This window comes from Stagnihabitans tardus, from assembly GCF_009925085.1.
Classification (GTDB): Bacteria; Pseudomonadota; Alphaproteobacteria; order Rhodobacterales; family Rhodobacteraceae; genus Stagnihabitans; species Stagnihabitans tardus.
In genome coordinates, this window is record NZ_JAABNR010000004.1 from 199,088 (window position 1) to 219,527 (window position 20,440).

The following is a 20,440-nucleotide window of genomic DNA, read 5'->3' on the forward strand; positions in this document are numbered from 1 at the left end:
CTGTCAAGGAGTCTTCCATGTCTCGTCCGGTTTTCTGGGCGCTCTCTTTGCCTGCGCTTTTGGTGGCGCTGGTCTCGTGGCGCGTCTTCTTTCTGCCCATGGATTTGGTGATGCCGGAGATGGGCGCATATCTTCGCGATGTGCCTTTGGGGGTCTGGGGCCATGTGATCTTTGCGCCCATCGCCTTGGCCCTGGTGCCCCTGCAACTGCGGCGGGCGAAGGGCGCGCTGCACCGCTGGGCCGGGCGGGCCTATGGGGTCTCGGTTCTGGTGGCGGGGATCGCCGCGCTGAGCCTTCTGCCGGTCTCGGTGGCCTCGGACCTTGCGCGGTGGGGCTTTGGGGTGCTCGCCGTGCTGTGGATCGCGACGACGGCGCTTGGGATCGCGGCGGCGCGGCGGGGGGATTTCGCGGCGCACCGGGTCTGGATGCTGCGCTCCGTCGCGCTGACCTTTGCCGCGGTCAGCCTGCGGGTCATCATGGCGCCGCTGATGGCCCTGGGCTGGACTGTGGCGGAGACCTACCAGGTCACGGCCTGGGGGTCATGGCTCTTGACCCTGGCGGTGGTGGAGATCGCCCGGAAGCGCTGATCCAGCGGAGCGCCTTACGGCGCAAGACTCTTGCGAAGAGGAAAAGGGCGCCCGGCACTGCGAAGGGGCGCGTGGCAAAGCGAAAGGGCGCACGAGAACGCGAAAGGGCGCACAAGAATGCGAAAGGGCGCCCTGGGGCGCCCTTTTTCACTGGAGCGGGCGAAGGGATTCGAACCCTCGACCCTAACCTTGGCAAGGTTATGCTCTACCCCTGAGCTACGCCCGCACTCCGTGGAGGGGGATTTACGGAATGGGTCGCGTGGCTGCAAGGGGGAAAACGAAGTTTCTGCGAAAATTTGGCTGTGCGCCTGGGCTTGGGGGCCGCGCGGTTTCGACCATCGAGGGGCAAACCGTCCTTCCAACGCCTTTCGCTGCGCTGCGTCAATGGCCTTTGCAGGTGCAGTAAAATCGCTGTGAGCCAAAGCGTTATCATCTGGATTTCCGTATCGCAGTCAGTAGGTTGCGCGGCGAAGGTCAAGTCCTTCGACAGAGGCCGATCCGGCCCTGGAATATCTGGAGAATAAAGATGAAGCACACCGTTCTTGCCGCCGCTCTCGTGGCTCTGACCTCGGTCGCCTCCCTGGCCGCCACCGAAATCAAGGATGCCGATGGCAATGGCACCTTCTCGATGGAAGAGCTGAAAGCCGCTTTCCCGGACCTGACGGAAGAGGCCTTCAAGGGCGCTGACACCAATGCCGATGGCCAGATCTCGGCCGACGAGCTGAAGGCTGCGCAAGAAGCCGGCACCATTCCGGCATGATCGGGCCCCGCCTGATCCAGGTTCGCCCGTTCGGGCAGCCATGATGGGAAGGCCGCCAGGAGCGATCCTGGCGGCCTTTTCCATGCGGAACCCCCGGAGGGCACTGCCCTCCGGACCTCCCGGGATATTTGGGCCAGTGTGAAAGGGAAGGGGCGCTTACTTCCACTCGGGCGGCAGGGGCGTCTCGGAGAAGGGCAGGCCGAGGAGCGCCTCGGCATCGGCGCCCTGGGCTTCGAAGATCACCCGGGTCGTGTATTCGCCCCAGGCCTTGCCGTCGCCCGGCCGCCAGCCCCAGTCGATCACCTGCTCGCGGCCGAAGGCGAAGGGCGCATCGGCCTTGACCTTGTCGGTATAGACGCCCTCGTTCAGCGACATGCCCGCAATTTTGCCATCGGGCAGAAGCAGGAAGGGCGAGAACCAGAAGCACTCGGACGGGTGCTCGGCATCGCCGGTCTCGACGCAGGCCTTGAGGACAGCACCCTCCTTGGCGATGCCGCGCGGGCCGATGACATGGTCCATGAAGACCGGAAGCGTCGCGAGCGCCTCCTCGGTCGCGGCCATCATGGCCGGGTCATCCGAGGCCATGGCGAAGATCTTCTCTTCGGCCTGGGCCGCAGAGGTCCAAGCCAGCAGGCTCAGCGCAATCGCAAAACGTTTCATTCCAGCTCCACCAAGAGATCCTTTGCCTCGACCTGGGCGCCGGGGTGGATGTGAACCGCCTTGATCACCCCGGCCCGGTCGGCATGGATCCCGGTTTCCATCTTCATCGCCTCGATCGTCAAGAGCAGATCGCCCGCATTCACCTTCATCCCCACCTTGGCCGCAACGCTGGCGATGGAGCCCGGCATCGGCGCGCCGAGGTGGTTGGGGTTGCCCTCTTGCGCCTTGGGCTTGGCCGCGGTCTTGGCCTTGATCGCGCGGTTGGGGACGCGAATCACGCGGGGCTGGCCGTTCAGTTCGAAGAAGACCTTGACCTCGCCTTCCTCGGTGGTTTCCCCCACGGCTTGCAGGCGGATTTCCAGGGTCTTGCCGGGGTCGATTTCCGCGCTGATCTCTTCGCCCGCATCCATGCCATAGAAGAAGGTCTTGGTCGGCAGGACACGCACCGGGCCATAGGCCTCGTGCCGCGCCATGTAGTCGGTGAAGACTTTGGGATACATGAGATATCCGTTCAGATCCTCGTCATCGACCTTGCGGCCGAGTTCTTTCTCCAGCTTGGCGCGGGTGGCTTCCAGGTCCACCGGGGGCAGGCTCGCGCCCGGACGCGTGGTCATCGGCGCCTCGCCCTTGAGGACCTTTTTCTGGATGCCCTGCGGCCAGCCGCCATGGGGTTGGCCGAGGTTGCCCTTCATCATGTCCACGACCGATTCGGGGAAGGAGACCTCGACGGCGGGGTCCTCGACCTGGGCGCGGGAGAGGTCTTGCGCCACCATCATCAGGGCCATGTCGCCCACGACCTTGGAGGAGGGCGTGACCTTGACGATATCGCCGAACATCTGGTTGGCATCGGCATAGGCCTGGGCCACTTCGTGCCAGCGGTCCTCCAGGCCCAAAGACCTGGCCTGCGCCTTGAGATTGGTGAACTGGCCGCCGGGCATTTCGTGCAGGTAAACTTCCGAGGCCGGGGCCTGAAGGCTGGACTCGAAGGCCGCATACTGGCCGCGCACCGCCTCCCAGTAGTTGGAGATCTCGCGGATGGCGGCGATATCGAGGCCGGTGTCGCGGTCGGTGTGGCGGAGCGCCTCGACGATGGAACCCAGGCAGGGCTGGGACGTGCCGCCCGAGAAGGCGTCCATCGCCGCATCCACCGCATCGACGCCTGCGTCACAGGCGGCGAGGATCGTGGCCGCCGCAGCACCCGAGGTGTCATGGGTGTGGAAGTGGATCGGCAGGCCGACTTCCTGTTTCAGGGTCTTCACCAACTGCCGGGCAGCGGCGGGCTTCAAGAGGCCCGCCATGTCCTTCAGACCCAGCACATGGGCGCCGGCGTCGCGGAGTTCCTTGGCGCGATCCACATAGTATTTCAGGTTATACTTGGCCCGGTTCGGGTCCAGCATATCGCCGGTATAGCAGATCGTGCCTTCGCAGAGCTTGTTGGCCTCCAACACGGCATCCATGGCGACGCGCATGTTCTCGACCCAGTTCAACGAGTCGAACACCCGGAAGACATCGACGCCCGAGGTCGCCGCTTGCTTCACGAAGGCCTGAACCACGTTGTCGGGGTAGTTCGTATAGCCCACGCCGTTCGAGGCCCGCAGCAGCATCTGCGTCATCAGGTTGGGCATGGCGGCGCGCAGGTCGCGCAGGCGCTGCCAGGGGCATTCCTGCAGGAAACGGTAGGCCACGTCGAAGGTCGCGCCCCCCCAGCATTCAACGCTGAAAAGCTGGGAAAGGTTGCCCGCATAGGCCGGCGCAACCTTGATCATGTCGATCGACCGCATCCGGGTCGCCAGAAGCGACTGGTGGCCGTCGCGCATCGTCGTATCGGTGATCAGGACCTTTTGCTGTTTCAGCATCCAGTCGGCGACGGCCTGCGGGCCCTTTTGCTCCAGGAGGTTGCGGGTGCCCATCGGAGGTTCGGACTTCGCCTTCGGCGCGCGGGCTTTCCGGGCCTCGGCATGGGGCTTGGGGCGGCCTGCGGTCTCGGGGTGACCGTTCACCGTGATATCGGCGATATAGGTCAGGATCTTGGTCGCGCGGTCCTTGCGCTTGACGAACTGGAAGAGCTCGGGCGTCGTGTCGATGAACTTGGTGGTGTAGGAATAATCCAGGAAAGTCGGGTGTTTCAGCAGGTTGATGACGAATTCGATATTCGTGGAAACCCCCCGGATCCGGAATTCGCGCAAAGCCCGGTCCATGCGGTGAATGGCGGCCTCGGGCGTCTGGGCCCAGGCGGTGACCTTCACGAGGAGCGAGTCGTAATAGCGCGTGATGACCGACCCCGCATAGGCCGTGCCGCCATCGAGGCGAATGCCGTTGCCGGTCGCCGAGCGGTAAGCGGTCAGGCGGCCATAATCCGGGATGAAGTTGTTCTGCGGGTCTTCGGTCGTGACGCGGCACTGCACGGCATGGCCGTTCAACCGCACTTCGGATTGCGAAGCGACGCCGGTCGCCTCGGGGAGCGTCTTGCCCTCTTCGATCAGGATCTGGGCCTGGACGATGTCGATGCCGGTGACCTGTTCGGTGACGGTATGTTCGACCTGGACGCGGGGGTTGACCTCGATGAAATAGAACTTCTGGGAGTCCATATCCATCAGGAACTCGACCGTGCCCGCGCATTCATAGCCCACATGGGCGCAGATGCGCCGCGCCATCTCGCAGACATCGGCGCGCTGTTCGGGGGTCAGATAGGGGGCAGGGGCGCGCTCGACCACCTTCTGGTTGCGGCGCTGGACGGTGCAGTCCCGCTCCCAGAGGTGCCAGACATTGCCCTGCTTGTCGCCCAGGATCTGCACCTCGACATGGCGGGCGCGGAGAATCATCTTCTCCAGATAGCCCTCGCCATTGCCGAAGGCGGCCTCGGCCTCGCGGCGACCCTCCAGCACCTTGGCTTCCAGCTCGTCGGGGCCGTTCACCGGGCGCATCCCGCGCCCGCCGCCACCCCAGGAGGCCTTGAGCATCAGGGGATAGCCGATCTTGGCCGCCTCTTCCTTGATCTGGGTGAAGTCATTGCCCAGGACCTCGGTGGCGGGAATGACCGGCACGCCCGCCTCGATCGCCACGCGCCGCGCGGAAGCCTTGTCGCCCAAGGCCCGCATGGTTTCCGCCCGGGGCCCGATGAAGGTGATGCCGTTCTGGTCGCAAGCCTCGACCAGGTCAGGGTTTTCCGACAAGAGCCCATAGCCCGGATGGATCGCATCGGCGCCCGATTCCTTGGCCACCCGGATGATCTCGGGGATCGAGAGATAGGCGCCCACGGGCGAGAGCCCCTCGCCGATCAGATAGGCCTCGTCGGCCTTGAAGCGGTGCAAGGACAGCTTGTCTTCCTCGGCATAGACGGCGACCGTCTTCTTGCCCATCTCATTGGCGGCGCGCATGACGCGGATGGCGATTTCGCCCCGATTGGCGACGAGAATTTTCTTGAAGACGGTCATCGGCATCCCCTTTGGCCCTGCGCGTGTTTGTCGCAGCTTTTGGCCTGCACTTTATGGGTGCTGCACCGCAGCGCAAGGGGGGAGAGCGACGCTTCGCGCAAGATTTCCGCAGTCAGCGTCCCCACTGCCCGGGAAAGCAGCAGGACATGGGTCGCCTCGGGCTGGATCTTGCTGAACCAGGTGGGGCGAGAAACCGGGAGCCCGCGCTTCCGACCGATCCCTTTCGCGGCGCGGGCAGTGGCGATCGGGCCCTGAAACACGCCGCCGGTCAAACGAAGCGACAGGCGGCGGCCTTGTTTTCCGGGGGGGCTGCCTCACTCGCCCTTGGGCACCACGCGGTTGATCAGCGGGATCTCCTCCAGCACGAAGGCGAAGGCCAGGCCGAACAGCGCCGCAAGCCCTGCAATCCAGAAGATCGGGTGGACCGACAGGACGACCGCATCCGCCATCGCCGCGGCCTTGGCCGGGTCGAGGCTGCTCGCGCCCTCGCCCACGGTGATCTGGCTGGCCGCTTCGCCCAGGCGGGCGAAGAGCCCGGCCGAGAAGATGGCGCCGAAAGCCGCGACGCCAAGCGCCCCGCCCAGCTGCCGCAAGAGGATCCCCGCCGCCGTCGCCGTGCCCAGGGTGTGGCGGGGGACGGCGTTCTGCACGGCCGTTGTGACGACCGGGAAGATGCAGCCCATGCCCAGCCCCAGGACCAGGAGCAGCCCTGCAAACACCGGATAAGGCGTCTCAACCCCGATCTGCGACAGGCCCAGAAGCCCGATGGCCAGACCGCTCATCCCGAGCTTGGGCAGGATCAGGTAACGCCCGGTCCGCCCCATGTAGCGCCCCGCCAGCGTCGAGGCCGCCAGGATGCCAGCCGTCAGGGGGATCATCTCCAGCCCCGAGGCGGTCGGCGTCGAGCCCTTGGCGAATTGCAGGTAGATCGGCAGGAAGGTCACCGCGCCGAACATGGCCGCCCCCACGACGAAGCCCAGGACCGAGGTCACCCAGAAGACATTCATCTTGAAGAGCCAGAGCGGCAGGATGGGCTCGGCCGCCCTGGTCTCGATCCGCAGGAAGGCCGCCAGCGCCACCAGGCTGACCAGCCCCATGCCAAGCCCGGTCGCAGAGGTCCAGCCGAAGCTCCGCCCCCCCAGCGAGGTCAAAAGCGTCAGCCCGCCGATGCCGATGGTCAGGGCCAGCGCGCCCCACCAGTCGATCTTGTGGGAGACCCTGGTCCCGCGCGGTTTGAACGAGGCGGCAAAGCCCACCAGCGCAAGCCCGCCAAGCGGAAGGTTGATGAAGAAGATCCAGTGCCAGTCGGCATATTCGGTCAGCCAGCCTCCCGCCAGGGGCCCGATGACCGACGAGGTCGCGAAGACCGCCGCGAAGACGCCCTGGATCTTGCCCCGGTCCTGCGGCGGCACGGCATCGCCCACGACCGAAAGGGCCAGGACGAAGAGCCCGCCGCCGCCCAGGCCCTGCAGCGCGCGGGCGAGGATCAGTTCGGTCATCGTCCCCGCCAGCCCGCAGGCGAGCGACCCCAAAAGGAAGATCCCCACCGAGGCGAAGATCGTGTTCCGCCGCCCGTAAAGGTCACCGAGCTTGCCGTAAAGCGGCGCCACGACGGTCGAGGTCAGGATATAGGCCGTGACGACCCAGCTCAGATGCTCGATCCCGCCGAGGTCCTTGACGATCCGGGGCAGGGCGGTCGAGACGATGGATTGGTCCAGCGCCGCCAGAAGCAGCAAGAGCCCGACCGAAAGGATCACCATGCGCAGCGACTTGGCCTCGCCGCCATGCGTGATGCGGGGATTGGGTTCGGACATGGGGGGCTCCTTGGCGCTGTTTCGCCCTCCGGGTCATAGGTGGGGCGCAGATATATGTCAATGGCATATAATTGCGCCCATCACGCACTTGACAGGCGCAGGCAATCGCGTCAGATGGGGCCATGAGCGACAAGACCCTTCCCCCGCCTTCCGAGCGCATCCGCTCCGTCCTGACCGAGGCGGGCTATGGCGAGGCTGCCGTCCAGGCGCTCCTGGCGCTGGATGCCGACCATTTCCACTATGTCCGCCGGGTGATGAAGGGCGATGTGCCGCAAAGCTTGATGGACGAGTTGGGCGCGGGGCTCGAGGCCACGCAGTTCCACGCGCTGTCGGCCATCCTGCGCATCCGTTTCGGCTATGGCCGCGAGGCGGCCGAGGCCACCGTGGGCCTTCTGGCCGAGGAAATGTCGCTCGACCCTTCCCGCGCCAGCCGCATCGCCTCGGACCTGGTGGAGCGCGGGCTTCTCCTGCGCGCCGTCTCCCAGGCCGATGGGCGCAGGTCGGTGCTGGAGCCGACCGAAGCGGCCTTTGCCCTGCTGGACGGGTTCCTGAAGGCCAAGTGGCGCCGCACGATGCGGCTGTTTTCCACCTGGTCGGAGGAGGATATCCTGACCTTCTCCCGTCTCTTCGGCCGCTATACCGAGGGGATGCGGGCGGAATATCCCGGCACGAAATGACGCCTGCGGCGCCGGGTCGCCTGTAGTGTGCGTGATCTCACGCACCGTTGGCGGCGCGGTGCGTGTAATCACGCAGCCTGCGTTTACCCACCGCATCGCCTGTGCCTGGATGGCCTGGGTCGGGGGTCACCTCGTCGCTGCCGAGGGGCGGTATCCGGGGATGGCGGGTTGAAACCCGCCCTACGGAAAGTGGCCACGGGCGACCCTTGCACAATTTCTGGGGAGCGGCTGGAACATAAAGAGAACACCGCTTCCCAAGCCGCGCGCATTGCTTTAGGCTCTCGGGAATGTCCGAGTCCCTCTCCCTCTCCGCCCGCGCTCTCGCCGCCCGTGCCCCGGTCGCGGCCGAGGCCGATTACCTGAACGACCTGAACCCCGCGCAACGCGAGGCGGTCGAGGCCCTGGACGGCCCGGTCCTGATGCTGGCGGGCGCGGGCACCGGCAAGACCAAGGCCCTGGTGGCTCGGATCATCCACCTTGTGCGGCAGTCCAAGGCCTATCCCAACCAGATCCTCGCCGTGACCTTCACCAACAAGGCCGCGCGGGAGATGAAGACCCGCATCCTCGGCCAGCTTGGCGAGGCGGCGGAGGGCATGGCCTGGATGGGCACCTTCCACTCGCTGAGCGTCAAGATCCTGCGCCGCCATGCGGAGCTCGTGGGGCTGAAGTCCTCCTTCACCATACTCGACACCGACGACCAGCTGCGGCTTTTGAAACAGCTCATCGCGGCGGCCAATATCGACGAAAAGCGCTGGCCCGCGCGGCTTCTGGCGGGCCTCATCGACGGCTGGAAGAACCGCGCCTGGACGCCAGACCGGGTGCCGGCCTCCGAAGCCTCCGCCTATAACAACCGCGGGACGGAGCTTTACGAGGCATATCAGGACCGCCTGAAGACCCTCAACGCCGTCGATTTCGGCGATATCCTTCTCCATTGCGTGACGATCTTCCAGCGCCACCGCGACGTGCTGGAGGACTGGCAGCGCCGCTTCCGCTATATCCTGGTGGACGAATACCAGGACACCAACGTCGCCCAATATCTCTGGCTGCGGCTCCTGGCCCAGGCCCATCACAACATCTGCTGCGTGGGCGATGACGACCAGTCGATCTATGGCTGGAGGGGCGCCGAGGTCGGCAATATCCTGCGCTTTGAGGCCGATTTCCCCGGCGCGGTCGTCGTCCGGCTGGAGCAGAACTACCGCTCCACCCCCCATATCCTCGCCGCCGCCTCGGGGGTGATCAAGGGCAATGCCAACCGCCTGGGCAAGACGCTCTGGACCGAAGAGACCAAGGGCGAGAAGGTGCGACTCATCGGCCATTGGGACGGCGAGGAAGAGGCGCGTTGGGTCGGCGAGCAGATCGAGGACCTGCAACGCGGCCGCCTCGGCCATGACCTGAGCCTCGAGGATATGGCCATCCTCGTCCGCGCCTCCCACCAGATGCGCGCCTTCGAGGACCGTTTCCTGACCATCGGCCTGCCCTACCGCGTCATCGGCGGACCCCGCTTCTACGAACGCCAGGAAATCCGCGACGCCATGGCCTATTTCCGGCTCGCGGTCTCGCCGGGCGATGATCTGGCTTTCGAGAGGGTCTATAATCTTCCAAAGCGCGGATTGGGTGAAAAGGCCTTTGCGACGATCAATCAAGTTGCCCGCGCTGCCGAGGTTTCGCTTCTGGATGGTGCCCGAGAGTGTCTCGCCCATGGTCAAGTCAGTGGCAAGGGAGGCGCTGCCCTTCGGACCTTCGTGGAAAGCATAGATCGGTGGAACTGGTTTGTGCTCAACAGGGACAATCCAGAGCTTGTCGCGCCGCTTGAGGCGGAAATCGCGTCCTTGAAAGACCTGAATTTCTCGCATCTCGAAGAAGACGACAGGGCCGAGGCGGAACGGGAGCGCGCCCGCCGCCTTTCTCCGCTGCAGTTTCGGCTCGGGCTTCTCACCAGCCATATTGCCTTGGCCGAGGCGATCCTGGAAGAATCCGGCTATACCGACATGTGGGTCCAGGACAAGACGCCGGAGGCTCCGGGGCGGCTCGAGAACCTCAAGGAACTCGTCAAAGCGCTCGAGCAGTTCGAAAACCTGACCGGCTTCCTGGAACACGTCTCGCTCATCATGGAGAACGAGAGCGAAGAGCAGACCGAGAAGGTCTCGATCATGACGCTTCACGCCGCCAAGGGGCTGGAGTTTCCCGCCGTCTTCCTGCCGGGCTGGGAGGAGGGGCTGTTTCCCTCTCAGCGCTCGATGGATGAAAGCGGGCAAAAGGGGCTCGAGGAGGAGCGGCGGCTGGCCTATGTCGGCATCACAAGGGCAGAGGAGCTGTGCACCATCTCTTTCGCCAGCAACCGCCGGGTTTACGGTCAGTGGCAAAGTCAGCTCCCCAGCCGTTTCATCGATGAATTGCCGGCGGACCATGTCGATGTCCTCTCGGCGCCCTCCTTGCACAACAGCTATGGCATGGGCGGGGGCAACAGCTTCGATGCACGGGTGGCCAAGGCCGATGTCTACAACTCCCCCGGCTGGCGGCGGTTGCAGAACAGCCAGCAGACGCGCGGCGTTTCGGCCCCGCGCGAGGCCTCTCACCTGACGATCGACGCCCAGGCGGTGACCGGCTATGGCATCGGCGAGCGGGTGTTCCACCAGAAATTCGGTTACGGGAATATCGTGGCGATGGAGGGCGACAAGCTGGAGATCGACTTCGAACACTCCGGGCTGAAGAACATCGTCGCGCGCTGGGTGATCCCGGCGCACCAGGTCACGGATGTGCCGTTTTGAGGGTGCTGTGGGGCAGGGTGCTCGCCTTGGTCCTGGCGGTCCTGTGCGGGCCCGCAGCGGCGCAGGAGCTTTCGGCCCTGGCCCGGCTTGATCCGGCGGCGAGTGAGCTCCGCGATGATGGCGCTTGGGTGGAGCTGCGGCTTGCGATCAGCCAGCCGGTGCCCTGGCGCGTGCGGGTGCTGGACCAGCCGCCGCGCCTGGTCGTTGATTTCCGCGAGGTCGACTGGACGGGGCTCGAAGAGATGCCCCAGGCCTCGGCACGGGTCGCGGGCCTGCGTGCCGGGGTCTTCCGCCCGGGTTGGTCGCGGCTGGTCCTGGACCTGAAGGGGCCCCTGGCCGTGGAGGAGGCGGGGATGGCCACCGGGGCAGAGGCCCAGGTGACGATCCGCCTGGGCCCCACGACGGCGGAGGCTTTCGCCAAGGCCGCGGCCCTGCCAGAGCCTCCGGGCTGGGCCCTGCCTAAGGCCGCGGCTCTGGCTCCGGTGGCGCCTCGGGGCGAGGGCCCCTTGGTCGTCGTGCTGGACCCAGGGCATGGCGGGCTCGACCCCGGGGCCGAGCGCGATGGCTTCTCCGAGGCGGCGCTGATGCTGACCTTCGCGCGCGAGCTGAAGGAGCTGCTTCTGCGCGATGGTGGTTTTGCCGTGACCATGACGCGGGAAGAGGATGTCTTCGTGCCCCTGGAGACGCGAATTTCCCTGGCCCACCAGGCCGGGGCGCAGGTCTTCCTGTCGCTGCATGCCGATGCGATCCCCGAAGGCGAGGCCGTGGGTGCCACCGTCTATACCCTCTCCGAGGAGGCCAGCGACAAGGCCAGCCAGACCCTGGCCGAAAGGCACAACCGCGACGACCTTTTGGCGGGGGTGGACCTGTCGGGGCAGGATGACCAGGTGGCCAAGGTGCTGATGGAGATGGCGCGGGCCGAGACCACGCCGCGCACCGAGCGCCTGGCGGCCTCGCTGGTCGCGGCGATCAAGGGGGCGGGGCTGAAGATGCACCGCCACCCGCACCAGGAGGCCTCTTTCGCGGTGCTGAAATCTGCCGATATCCCTTCGGTGCTTCTGGAGGTGGGGTTCATGTCCAGCCAGTCCGACCTGGACCGCCTGTCCGACCCGGAGTGGCGGGCGCGGCTTCAGGCGGCGATCCTGGACGGGCTGAAGACCTGGGCCGAGGTGGAAGCGGCGGCGCCCTGAGCGCCGGGGGCCCTGCCGAATGACCCCGCCCACTGGTCCCCGCCGGCGCCCCGCCGACTGCGGCCTGGGCTCTGCCGACTGCGCCCGCCGGTCGGTCCTGCCACAGCCTCGCCCCGCCGACTGCGGCGGCAGCTTTGCTGAACGGTCTCGCCCCCCTCGCGCCGATTCCGCCTTCCCCTCCCCGGCAGGGCACCCCGCGCCCCGACCGCCTGCCTGCCCAGTCGGCAGGGCCACCCCCGGGCCAGACCCCGCGCGGGTGCAGTCGGCAGGCCCCCCCCGGCAGTCGGCAGGGCCACGTCCGGCGCCGGGCCCCGCCCCCACAGTCGGCAGCGCCCCATCGGCAAGATCACGCGGTCTTGTGCGACCGCTTTTGACCTTGCCCCGTCTTCGCCCTATAAGCAGCCCATCCACGCGAGGGTCAGGGCTTGCTGCGTTTCATCGTTTCTGTCGTCGGGGCCATTTTCTCCATGGCCACGCTGGGTTTGGCCTTTCTCGTCCTCACCGTGGGCGGGATCTTCTACATGTATGGCCGCGAGGTCCCCTCGCCCGAAAGCCTGAAAACCTATGCGCCGCCGACCATCAGCCGAATCTATTCGGCCGAGGGTCAGCTCATGGACGAATTCGCCACCGAGCGCCGCCTCTTCACGCCCATCGGCGATATCCCGCCCCTGGTGCAACAGGCCTTCGTCTCGGCCGAGGACAAGAACTTCTTCACCCACCCGGGCTATGACCTGCGCGGCATCGCCGCCGCCGCCTGGGAGGCCTTCAAGTCGCGCGGCAAGGATGCGCGGGGCGCCTCGACCATCACCCAGCAGGTGGCCAAGAACTTCCTCCTTTCGGGCGACCGCACCGCCGAACGCAAGATCAAGGAGCTGATCCTCGCGCCGCGCCTGGAAGAGGCGCTGTCCAAGGACCGCATCCTGGAGCTTTACCTGAACGAGATCTTCCTCGGTCAGAACTCTTACGGCGTGGCCGCCGCCGCCCAGACCTATTTCAACAAGACCCTCTCCGAACTGACCCCGGCCGAGGCCGCGACGCTGGCCGCCATGCCCAAGGCGCCCTCCGACTATCACCCCGTCCGCAACCGCGAGAAGCTCCTTGACCGGCGCAACTATGTGCTGAACGAGATGGAGCAGAACGGCTACCTGGACGAGCCTGTCGGAGAGGCCGCCAAGGCCGAACCCCTGCGCACCGTCCAGGGCGGCGAGATCCCGCCCTATCGCGCAGCCCTGCCGCCGCGCGACTATTTCACCGACGAGATTCGCCGCCAGCTCTCGGGCACCTTCGGCGAGGAAGAGTTCTTCTCGGGCGGCCTTGCGATCCGCGCCACCGAAGACCCCGAGCTGCAAAAGCTCGCCGCCAAGGCCTTGCGCACGGGCCTTGAGAAATACGACCGCGACCAGGGCGTCTGGCGCGGAACGGGCAAAAGGCTGACGGCGGCAGAGCTCTCCGACTGGCGCAAGGCGCTCTCCGATGTCGCGGGGCTTGCCCGCGATGTCGAGGGCTGGAAGGCCGCTGTCGTCCTGTCGCTGGGCGAAGACACGGCCGAGGTCGGCATCGAGGGCGAAGAGGCGACCGGCACGATCCCGGCCAAGGATGTGACCTGGGCGCGCAAGCGCAACGCCGATGGCTCTTTGGGGCGCAAGGCGCGCGTGCCCGCCGACCTGGTCGAGGTCGGCGATATCGTCATGGTCCGCGCCATCACCAGCGACGAGGACGGCTCTTTCGTCCGCTGGAGCCTGCGGCAGGTGCCCGAAATCCAGGGCGGCTTCATGGCCATGGACGTGAACACCGGCCGCGTCATCGCCATGCAGGGCGGGTTCAGCTACATGGACTCGGTCTTCAACCGCGCGACCCAGGCCCTGCGCCAGCCGGGTTCCAGCTTCAAACCCTTTGTCTATGCGGCGGCGCTGGACTCTGGCTTTACCCCCGCCACCATGGTCGTCGACGCGCCCATCGTGGTCGATACGCCCCAGGGCCTCTGGACGCCGAAGAACTCCTCGAACAAGTTCTACGGCCCCGCCCCCCTGCGCATCGGGATCGAGCAAAGCCGCAACCTGATGACCATCCGCCTGGCGCAGGATGTGACGATGGAGACCGTTGCGGGCTATGCCGAGAGCTTCGGCGTCTATGACCACCTGCAACCGCTTCTGGCGAACTCTTTGGGCGCGCAGGAGACCACGCTGTTCAAGATGGTGGCCGCCTATGCCATGTTTGCCAATGGCGGCGAGCGGGTGGAACCGACCCTCGTCGACCGCGTCCAGGACCGCTATGGCAAGACGATCTATCGCCACGATGCGCGCAGCTGCGAGGATTGCGCCGCCGAGAGCCTTCCGCCCGGGGCGGGCCTTGCCATCACCTCGAACCGCGAGCGGGTGATGAATGCCATCACCGCCTATCAGCTGACCTCGATGATGCAGGGCGTGGTGGATCATGGCACGGCCACCGGCGCCCGCCTGGACGTGCCCACGGCCGGCAAGACCGGGACCACGAACGACGCCAAGGACGTCTGGTTCATCGGCTTTACCTCGAACACCGTGGCGGGCTGCTATCTTGGCTACGACAATCCCCGGACCCTGGGTCCAGGCGCCTTTGGCGGCACGCTCTGCGTTCCGATCTTCAAGGAATTCATGGACGAGGTCGTGAAGAAATACGGCGGGACCGAGTTCAAGGTGCCTCCGGGCGGGCATTTCATCAAGATCGACCGCTATTCCGGCGCGCAACTGCCCGACGACGCCTCGGGCCCCAATGTGGTGGCCGAATATTTCCGCGACGGCGAGGTTCCGGTCTTTGGCCTGGGCGCGCTGGTCGATGGCGGCTTCGGCATGGGCCAGGACCTGCCGCTTTTTGCACCCGGCGAAAGCGATATCGGCGTCTCGGTCGAGACCGAGACGGTGACCACCGGCGATGGCCAGGTCAAGGAAGTGCCCAAGAAGGCCACTTTCGGCTCTGCCAGCTCGGGCGGGCTTTACTGACCGGCGTATCGGGCTTGCCCCAGAGGCGATCAGCCGCTATTTCCCCCGCCTGCGGGCTTCCCCGCGTGCCGTCAGTCTTCCGAGGTCTCAAATGCGCGCCGAAATCCAGAACCATGTCGATGCGATCCAGAAGTCGCTGGTCCTGCTGGGGCAGCGTCTGAACCTGGAAACGGTCGGCCACCGGCTGGAAGAGTTCAACGCCATGATCGAGGCGCCGGACCTGTGGAACGACCCAGGCAAAGCGCAGAAGCTGATGCGCGAGCGCCAGGGGCTGATCGACGCCAAGGGGTCTTACGACCTTTTGGCCAATGGCTTGCGCGACAATATCGAGCTGATCGAGATGGGCGAGGCCGAGGGCGATGCCGAGATCGTCGCCGAGGCCGAGGGCGCCATCGCGGGCCTGGTGGAGGTCGCGCGGCAGAAAGAGCTGGAAGCGCTCTTGAACGGCGAGGCCGATGGCAATGACACTTTCCTCGAAATCAACGCGGGCGCTGGGGGCACGGAAAGCTGCGACTGGGCGCTGATGCTCGCGCGGATGTATACCCGCTGGGCCGAGCGCAAGGGCTACCAGGTCGAATTGCTGTCCGAAGTCGATGGCGACGAGGCCGGGATCAAGTCGGCCTCTTACAAGATCACCGGCAAGAATGCCTATGGCTGGCTGAAGACGGAATCGGGCGTGCATCGCCTGGTGCGGATCTCGCCCTTTGGCTCGGGCGACAAGCGGCAGACGTCGTTTGCGAGCGTTTGGGTCTATCCGGTGGTGGACGACAGCATCGAGATCGAGGTCCATGACAAGGACATCCGGATCGACACCTATCGCTCCTCCGGTGCCGGTGGTCAGCACGTCAACAAGACCGACTCGGCCGTGCGGATCACGCACTTCCCCTCTGGCATCGTCGTGACCTCGAGCTTGAAGTCGCAGCACCAGAACCGCGACATCGCCATGACGGCGCTGAAGGCGCGGCTTTACCAGATGGAGCTGGACAAAAGGAACGCCGCCATCAACGAGGCCCACGAGAACAAGGGCGATGCGGGCTGGGGCAACCAGATCCGGTCTTATGTTCTGCAGCCCTACCAGATGGTGAAGGACCTGCGGACGAATTACGAGACCTCGGACACGCAAGGCACGCTGGACGGCGATCTCGATGGCTTCATGGCGGCGACGCTCGCCATGGATGTGGCGGGCAAGAGCCGGGCTGACGCCCAGGGCGAGTGAAAGCGGGGGGCTCATGCCACTTGTTTCTCGAACCAGTGGCGAACCAAGTGGCATACCCCCCGCACCCCCTGCCTCAAGGGGGATTCATCCCCCTTGAGAAACCCCGTGCGTGTTTGGGGCAGTCTGAATGGGACCTCTTCGCTGGACGGGGAGGTTTTTTTGTTTGGGGTTCGGAGGGGGCGGGGTTAGCCTGAGGTCTACCTGATGCCCTGCGGCGGCGGCAGCGGGGGGCCAGCCCCCCGGACCCCCCGGAGATATTTGAGCCAAGTTGAAAGGCATCGGGCGGGGTTGGGAGGCCCTGGGCGATGGAGGATGTGGTGGCGGGCCCGGCGCGGGTCACGGTCATGCAGGCCGATCTCAGCGATCTGCGGGCGGCCTTGGCGGCGGGTTGGGCGGATTTCCTGGCGGCGCCGACCTATGGGGCGTTTTTCTCGGTCGTCTATGTGCTGGGCGGCTGGGGGATCCTGGCGGCGCTGACCGCGCATGGGCAGATCTGGTGGACCATCCCGGCCATGGCGGGCTTCCCGATCCTGGGGCCCTTCATCGCCTGCGGGTTCTACGAGGTCTCGCGGCGCCTGGAACTGGGGGAGAAGCTGGTCGCGCGGGAAGTGGTGGGGATGATCTGGCGCCAGAAGGACCGCCAGATTCCTTCGATGGCGGCGGTGGTCGTGGTCTTCTTCCTGTTCTGGAACTTCCTGTCGCATATCGTCTTTGCGCTCTTCCTCGGGACGGCCACGCTGACGAATGTCTCTTCCTCGATGGCGATTTTTGCCACGCCCGCAGGCCTGGGGATGCTGGCCTTCGGCACGGTGCTGGGGGCGGCAATCGCGGTCTTGCTGTTCAGCCTGACCGTGGTGAGCCTGCCGCTCTTGATGGAGCGCGAGGTGGATTTCATCACCGCGATGCTGACCTCGCTGCGTTGCGTGACGGCTTCTCCGGTTGTCATGCTGGGCTGGGGCGGGCTGATCGGGCTGGGGCTGATCCTTGGGATGCTGACGGGGTTCCTGGGGCTCTTCATCGTGCTGCCGCTTTTCGGCCATGCCTCCTGGCATCTTTACCGGCGGCTGGTCGTCTGACAGGGCCTTGGCGGGGCCCCCCTGGCGCAGCGCGTCTTCGGTCCCGCCAGGGACCGCGCCCTCCCGGAGGTGGCGCAGCGGGCTTTGCCCGCAGTGCCACCTCCGGGACCCGGGCGGCGCGCGCAAGCGCGCGCCGCCCCCCTCCTTCGGATTTCCAGTCGGGCTTTGCCCGATTGGAAACCCGAAGGACCGCGCCCCTTCGGGGAAAGGAAAGGGCCCCCGTCGGGGGGCCCTGGATTGGCAAATCTGTTTCTTGCTCTCGCAATGCATTCCGGTCCGGACAAATGCCGCGGACCGCTGGCCTGGCGCTCAGACGCCTTCGCCGGCCACCGGCGGGGGCAGGGCCCCGCGCGAGGTCGCGAGCGGGTCTTCCTGGCGCTGGACCGAACCCTCGAAATGCGCTCCCGATTCGATGGCGATGGTCTTGTGGATGATGTCGCCTTCGACGCGGGCCGTCGAGGTCAGGCGGACCTTCAGGCCCCGCACCCTTCCGATCACACGCCCGTTCACCACGATGTCATCCGCCACGATCTCGCCGCGGATCGTCGCCGATTCGCCCACGGTCAAGAGATGCGCCCGGATGTCGCCCTCGACCGTGCCCTCGACCTGGATGTCGCCAGAGGTCTTCAGATTGCCCACCACCGTCAGGTCAGCCGACAGGATCGAGGCGCCGACCTTGCCGCGCGGGGCGGCCGGGGTGTAGTCGGTCGTGGGTTTCGTCATCGGAGCCTCCGGTGCCTTGGGTTTGTCTCCCTCGCCCTTGGGTCCGGGTTCATTGATGCGACTCTTAGAAAACATCTCTCGCAGCCCTTATGAAGGTCATCGGATTGACGGCGGTTCCGCTGAGGCGGACCTCGTAGTGAAGGTGAGTGCCGGTGGACCGGCCAGAATTGCCCATATCACCGATCTTTTCCCCGCGCGATACCTTTTGACCGACCTTCACGCCGATGTCGGACAGGTGGCCATAGCGGGTCTCGATGCCGAAGGCATGGCTGATCTTCACAAGCCGGCCATAGCCGTTCTCCCAGCCCGCATAGGTCACGGTTCCATCGGCCGTGGCATAGATCGGATCGCCGTAATCACCCGCCAGGTCCTGGCCCTCATGCATCTTGTGGCGCCCGTTGATCGGGTCGTTTCGGCCGCCGAAGCCCGAGGTCAGGCGGAAAGAGGTCTTCAGCGGCAGGCCAAGCGGCACCTTGAAGGCGGCCATGCGATAGGTGTTCAGCGTGTCCAGCGTGGCCAGGATCGCATTGGCCCGCGTCTCGTCCGGGCTGCCCGAAAGGCCCATGGTGGACAGCTTGATCGGCACGAGGGGCCCGCCCTGGCCCGAATAGCCCGAACGGACGGCCGAGATCAGGTCATCGGGGTTCAGCCCGGCAGCGGTGAACATCTTCTCCAGCGGTTCGACCGAGACGGTCAGGGCCTCTTCGAGCTTGGCGAAGATGATGGCGTTGCGCGCCTCGACCTCGGCCTTGGCCTTGGCGACTTCGGCGGTCTTGGCCTCGGCCTCGGCCACTTCGGTCAGCATCGTGTCGCGGTCGCGGGCGGCGCTGGTCAGGGCCTCGGACATCAGGTCCAGCGTCCTGGCCAGGTCTTCGGCCTGGGTGACCGGGCTGCCCGACCCGCCCGCCGCGAGGGCGGCCTGGGCGGTTTGCGCCTCGGCGCGGGCGGTGTCGCGTTCGCGGATGGTGCGGCGCAGCGTGTTCTGGATGACGTCGATGCCGGTCTGCAATTCGCGCAGGCGGGTCTCGGCGGCCAAAAGGCGCTCCTGCATGGCCGAGACCTGGTCCAGGGCGAGGTTGAAGCGCGACTGGGCGCCGGCGGCTTCGGCCACGCGCAGGTCGCGGTCGGCCGAAAGCGCCTCGAGCCGCTGTGCAAAGACCTCGGTCTGGCTGGCCACCTGGTCGCGGCTGTTGGCCTGGCCCAGCATGTCGACGATCAAAAGCGCCGAGGCCACCATCATCCAGCCCATGGCCAGCGTGCCCAGCATGAGCCCCATGGCCTGGGTGAGCGGGCGCAGGCGGACGAATCGGGTGGCGGTGTCGGATTTCAGGAACAGCCTTTGCTCCGGGAACCAGGGTTCCAGCGCAAGGTTGAGGCGATAGGCAAAACGTTGCAGCACGTCGTCCGGTTCCTTGAGTTCCGCCCCAGAGACGGGCTTTCCCTTGGCTAGCCGCCCGGCGCTCGGGTTTCAACCGCCCCGACCCCGGGCTTGCGGGAATCCGCTGAAAGGGGGGCGCCCTTGGGGGAGGGGGCCCTGCCGACTGGAGCCTTGGTGCGAACGTTGAAGGGAGGACCCGCCGACTGTGAAGTGGCAGGTCGCCCTGCCGACTGGAAGCCTGCGTTGGCTCATGCTCGGTCGCCCCGCCGACTGTGCCGGGGAGACATGGGGCGAGTGCCGCGTTTATTCCCGCTCCTCGACCAGGGGCCAATAGAAATCCGGCGGCAGCCCGGCATCGGCGCGCTTCTCCTCGTTGAAGGGCGGTTTCAGCGACCCGTGGAAATAGCGCCGCACCAGGTCGTGGAAGACCTCCTTCGGATCGCTGCCCTCGCGGCCGCAGAGCCAGTTGAACCACTTGGACCCATAGGCGACATGGGAGACCTCTTCGGCATAGATCACGTTCAGCGCCTCCACCGCCCCTGTCTCTCCGGCCTTTTCGAAGAGCGCGATCATCCCAGGGGTCACATCCAGCCCCCGGGCTTCCAGCACCATGGGCACCACCGCGAGCCGGGCCTGGAGGTCGCCCACCGTGTCCTCGGCCGCCCGCCACATCCCGGCATGGGCGGGCAGGGCGCCGTAATGGCTGCCCATGGCGTGCAGACAATCGCAGACCATCAGGAAATGCCGGCACTCGTCATCTGCTGCCCGCACCCAGTCGTCATAGAAGCCCAGGGGCATCGGCTGATCGCAGAACCTTGCGATGATGTCCCAGTGCAGATCGACCGCGTTGAGCTCGATATGGGCGACCGCATGGAGCATCGCCTGCCGCCCCGCCAGCGACCCCGGCTTGCGCTTGGGAACATCGCGGGGGTCGAGGAGCACCGGCTCGGAGGGCCGGGCGGGCTGCAAGGGCGGATCGGCCCGCCCGATCTCCAAGGGAGCTCCCGCTGCCCGAGAGGCCAACCAGGCCGCCGCATGGGTCCGCCCCAGCTCGACCTTGGCCCGTGCCTCGCCGCAGCTCAGGACCTGAACCGCCATCTCAGCCAGTGTCACGATACGATCCTCCCTTGGCGCCTGGCCCCGTCTATCCAAAGGAGCGGCTTGCGCCGCAAGTCTTTTTTC

14 protein-coding genes and 1 tRNA gene are annotated in these 20,440 nt (G+C 66.1%); 8 read left to right on the plus strand and 7 right to left on the minus strand.

All coding sequences use genetic code 11. The features are described 5' to 3' along the window. The first annotated feature begins 17 nt into the window (after nucleotides 1–17). Entirely contained in the window at nucleotides 18–587 is a 570-nt protein-coding gene (locus GV832_RS05835; RefSeq protein WP_168773892.1) for a DUF2306 domain-containing protein, read from the plus strand. Between the two features lie 151 nt (nucleotides 588–738). Here the strand turns inward: GV832_RS05835 and GV832_RS05840 are convergent. Next, nucleotides 739–813: transfer RNA gene (locus GV832_RS05840), tRNA-Gly, on the minus strand. Nucleotides 814–1,113: 300 nt separating this feature from the next. On the opposite strand from GV832_RS05840, the gene GV832_RS05845 reads away from it, so the two are divergent. After that, a complete protein-coding gene (locus GV832_RS05845; protein WP_168773893.1) occupies nucleotides 1,114–1,347 on the plus strand; it encodes an EF-hand domain-containing protein in 234 nt (77 codons plus the stop codon). Nucleotides 1,348–1,503: 156 nt separating this feature from the next. Here GV832_RS05845 and GV832_RS05850 read toward each other — a convergent pair whose 3' ends face one another. From GV832_RS05850 to GV832_RS05860, 3 genes are all read right to left on the minus strand, one after another. Beyond that, nucleotides 1,504–2,007 carry a DUF2314 domain-containing protein gene (locus GV832_RS05850; protein WP_168773894.1) on the minus strand — a complete coding sequence of 168 codons (504 nt, stop codon included), beginning with the start codon at nucleotides 2,005–2,007 and terminating at the stop codon, nucleotides 1,504–1,506. Next, complete coding sequence (gene pyc / locus GV832_RS05855) at nucleotides 2,004–5,441, minus strand: pyruvate carboxylase (RefSeq protein ID WP_168773895.1); 3,438 nt, start codon at nucleotides 5,439–5,441, stop codon at nucleotides 2,004–2,006. Before pyc ends, GV832_RS05850 begins: the two co-directional genes overlap by 4 nt. Nucleotides 5,442–5,755: 314 nt before the next feature. Continuing rightward, nucleotides 5,756–7,255 (minus strand): DHA2 family efflux MFS transporter permease subunit, encoded by a 1,500-nt coding sequence (locus GV832_RS05860; protein WP_168773896.1) that lies wholly within the window; start codon nucleotides 7,253–7,255, stop codon nucleotides 5,756–5,758. A gap of 122 nt (nucleotides 7,256–7,377) precedes the next feature. On the opposite strand from GV832_RS05860, the gene GV832_RS05865 reads away from it, so the two are divergent. The 6 genes from GV832_RS05865 (at nucleotide 7,378) to GV832_RS05890 (ending at nucleotide 17,157) form a co-directional block, all read left to right on the plus strand. After that, complete coding sequence (locus GV832_RS05865) at nucleotides 7,378–7,932, plus strand: MarR family winged helix-turn-helix transcriptional regulator (RefSeq protein WP_168773897.1); 555 nt, start codon at nucleotides 7,378–7,380, stop codon at nucleotides 7,930–7,932. A 287-nt stretch (nucleotides 7,933–8,219) separates the two neighbouring features. After that, nucleotides 8,220–10,700 (plus strand): ATP-dependent helicase, encoded by a 2,481-nt coding sequence (locus GV832_RS05870; RefSeq protein ID WP_168773898.1) that lies wholly within the window; start codon nucleotides 8,220–8,222, stop codon nucleotides 10,698–10,700. Between the two features lie 17 nt (nucleotides 10,701–10,717). Continuing rightward, nucleotides 10,718–11,890 (plus strand): N-acetylmuramoyl-L-alanine amidase, encoded by a 1,173-nt coding sequence (locus tag GV832_RS05875; protein WP_354001928.1) that lies wholly within the window; start codon nucleotides 10,718–10,720, stop codon nucleotides 11,888–11,890. A 425-nt stretch (nucleotides 11,891–12,315) separates the two neighbouring features. Continuing rightward, the gene (locus tag GV832_RS05880) at nucleotides 12,316–14,865 is read left to right on the plus strand and encodes a penicillin-binding protein 1A (RefSeq protein WP_168773900.1); all 2,550 of its coding nucleotides are present in this window, start codon (nucleotides 12,316–12,318) and stop codon (nucleotides 14,863–14,865) included. A gap of 91 nt (nucleotides 14,866–14,956) precedes the next feature. Beyond that, nucleotides 14,957–16,081, plus strand: a complete 1,125-nt coding sequence (prfB, locus tag GV832_RS05885) for a peptide chain release factor 2 (RefSeq protein WP_168773901.1) — start codon at nucleotides 14,957–14,959, stop codon at nucleotides 16,079–16,081. Nucleotides 16,082–16,386: 305 nt separating this feature from the next. Then, nucleotides 16,387–17,157 carry a DUF2189 domain-containing protein gene (locus GV832_RS05890; protein ID WP_168773902.1) on the plus strand — a complete coding sequence of 257 codons (771 nt, stop codon included), beginning with the start codon at nucleotides 16,387–16,389 and terminating at the stop codon, nucleotides 17,155–17,157. Between the two features lie 309 nt (nucleotides 17,158–17,466). Here GV832_RS05890 and GV832_RS05895 read toward each other — a convergent pair whose 3' ends face one another. From GV832_RS05895 to GV832_RS05905, 3 genes are all read right to left on the minus strand, one after another. Beyond that, complete coding sequence (locus tag GV832_RS05895) at nucleotides 17,467–17,955, minus strand: bactofilin family protein (RefSeq protein WP_168773903.1); 489 nt, start codon at nucleotides 17,953–17,955, stop codon at nucleotides 17,467–17,469. Further along, a complete protein-coding gene (locus tag GV832_RS05900; protein ID WP_168773904.1) occupies nucleotides 17,945–19,279 on the minus strand; it encodes a DUF5930 domain-containing protein in 1,335 nt (444 codons plus the stop codon). Before GV832_RS05900 ends, GV832_RS05895 begins: the two co-directional genes overlap by 11 nt. Before the next feature lie 282 nt (nucleotides 19,280–19,561). After that, complete coding sequence (locus GV832_RS05905; RefSeq protein WP_168773970.1) at nucleotides 19,562–20,356, minus strand: ferritin-like domain-containing protein; 795 nt, start codon at nucleotides 20,354–20,356, stop codon at nucleotides 19,562–19,564. Between the last annotated feature and the right edge of the window lie 84 nt (nucleotides 20,357–20,440).

Coding starts and splice junctions, on each gene's coding strand:
- GV832_RS05835 (WP_168773892.1), top strand. CDS start 18: ATGTCTCGTCCGGTTTTCTGGGCGCTCTCTTTGCCTGCGCTTTTGGTG.
- GV832_RS05845 (WP_168773893.1), top strand. CDS start 1,114: ATGAAGCACACCGTTCTTGCCGCCGCTCTCGTGGCTCTGACCTCGGTC.
- GV832_RS05850 (WP_168773894.1), bottom strand. CDS start 2,007: ATGAAACGTTTTGCGATTGCGCTGAGCCTGCTGGCTTGGACCTCTGCG.
- pyc (WP_168773895.1), bottom strand. CDS start 5,441: ATGACCGTCTTCAAGAAAATTCTCGTCGCCAATCGGGGCGAAATCGCC.
- GV832_RS05860 (WP_168773896.1), bottom strand. CDS start 7,255: ATGTCCGAACCCAATCCCCGCATCACGCATGGCGGCGAGGCCAAGTCG.
- GV832_RS05865 (WP_168773897.1), top strand. CDS start 7,378: ATGAGCGACAAGACCCTTCCCCCGCCTTCCGAGCGCATCCGCTCCGTC.
- GV832_RS05870 (WP_168773898.1), top strand. CDS start 8,220: ATGTCCGAGTCCCTCTCCCTCTCCGCCCGCGCTCTCGCCGCCCGTGCC.
- prfB (WP_168773901.1), top strand. CDS start 14,957: ATGCGCGCCGAAATCCAGAACCATGTCGATGCGATCCAGAAGTCGCTG.
- GV832_RS05890 (WP_168773902.1), top strand. CDS start 16,387: ATGGAGGATGTGGTGGCGGGCCCGGCGCGGGTCACGGTCATGCAGGCC.
- GV832_RS05895 (WP_168773903.1), bottom strand. CDS start 17,955: ATGTTTTCTAAGAGTCGCATCAATGAACCCGGACCCAAGGGCGAGGGA.
- GV832_RS05905 (WP_168773970.1), bottom strand. CDS start 20,356: ATGGCGGTTCAGGTCCTGAGCTGCGGCGAGGCACGGGCCAAGGTCGAG.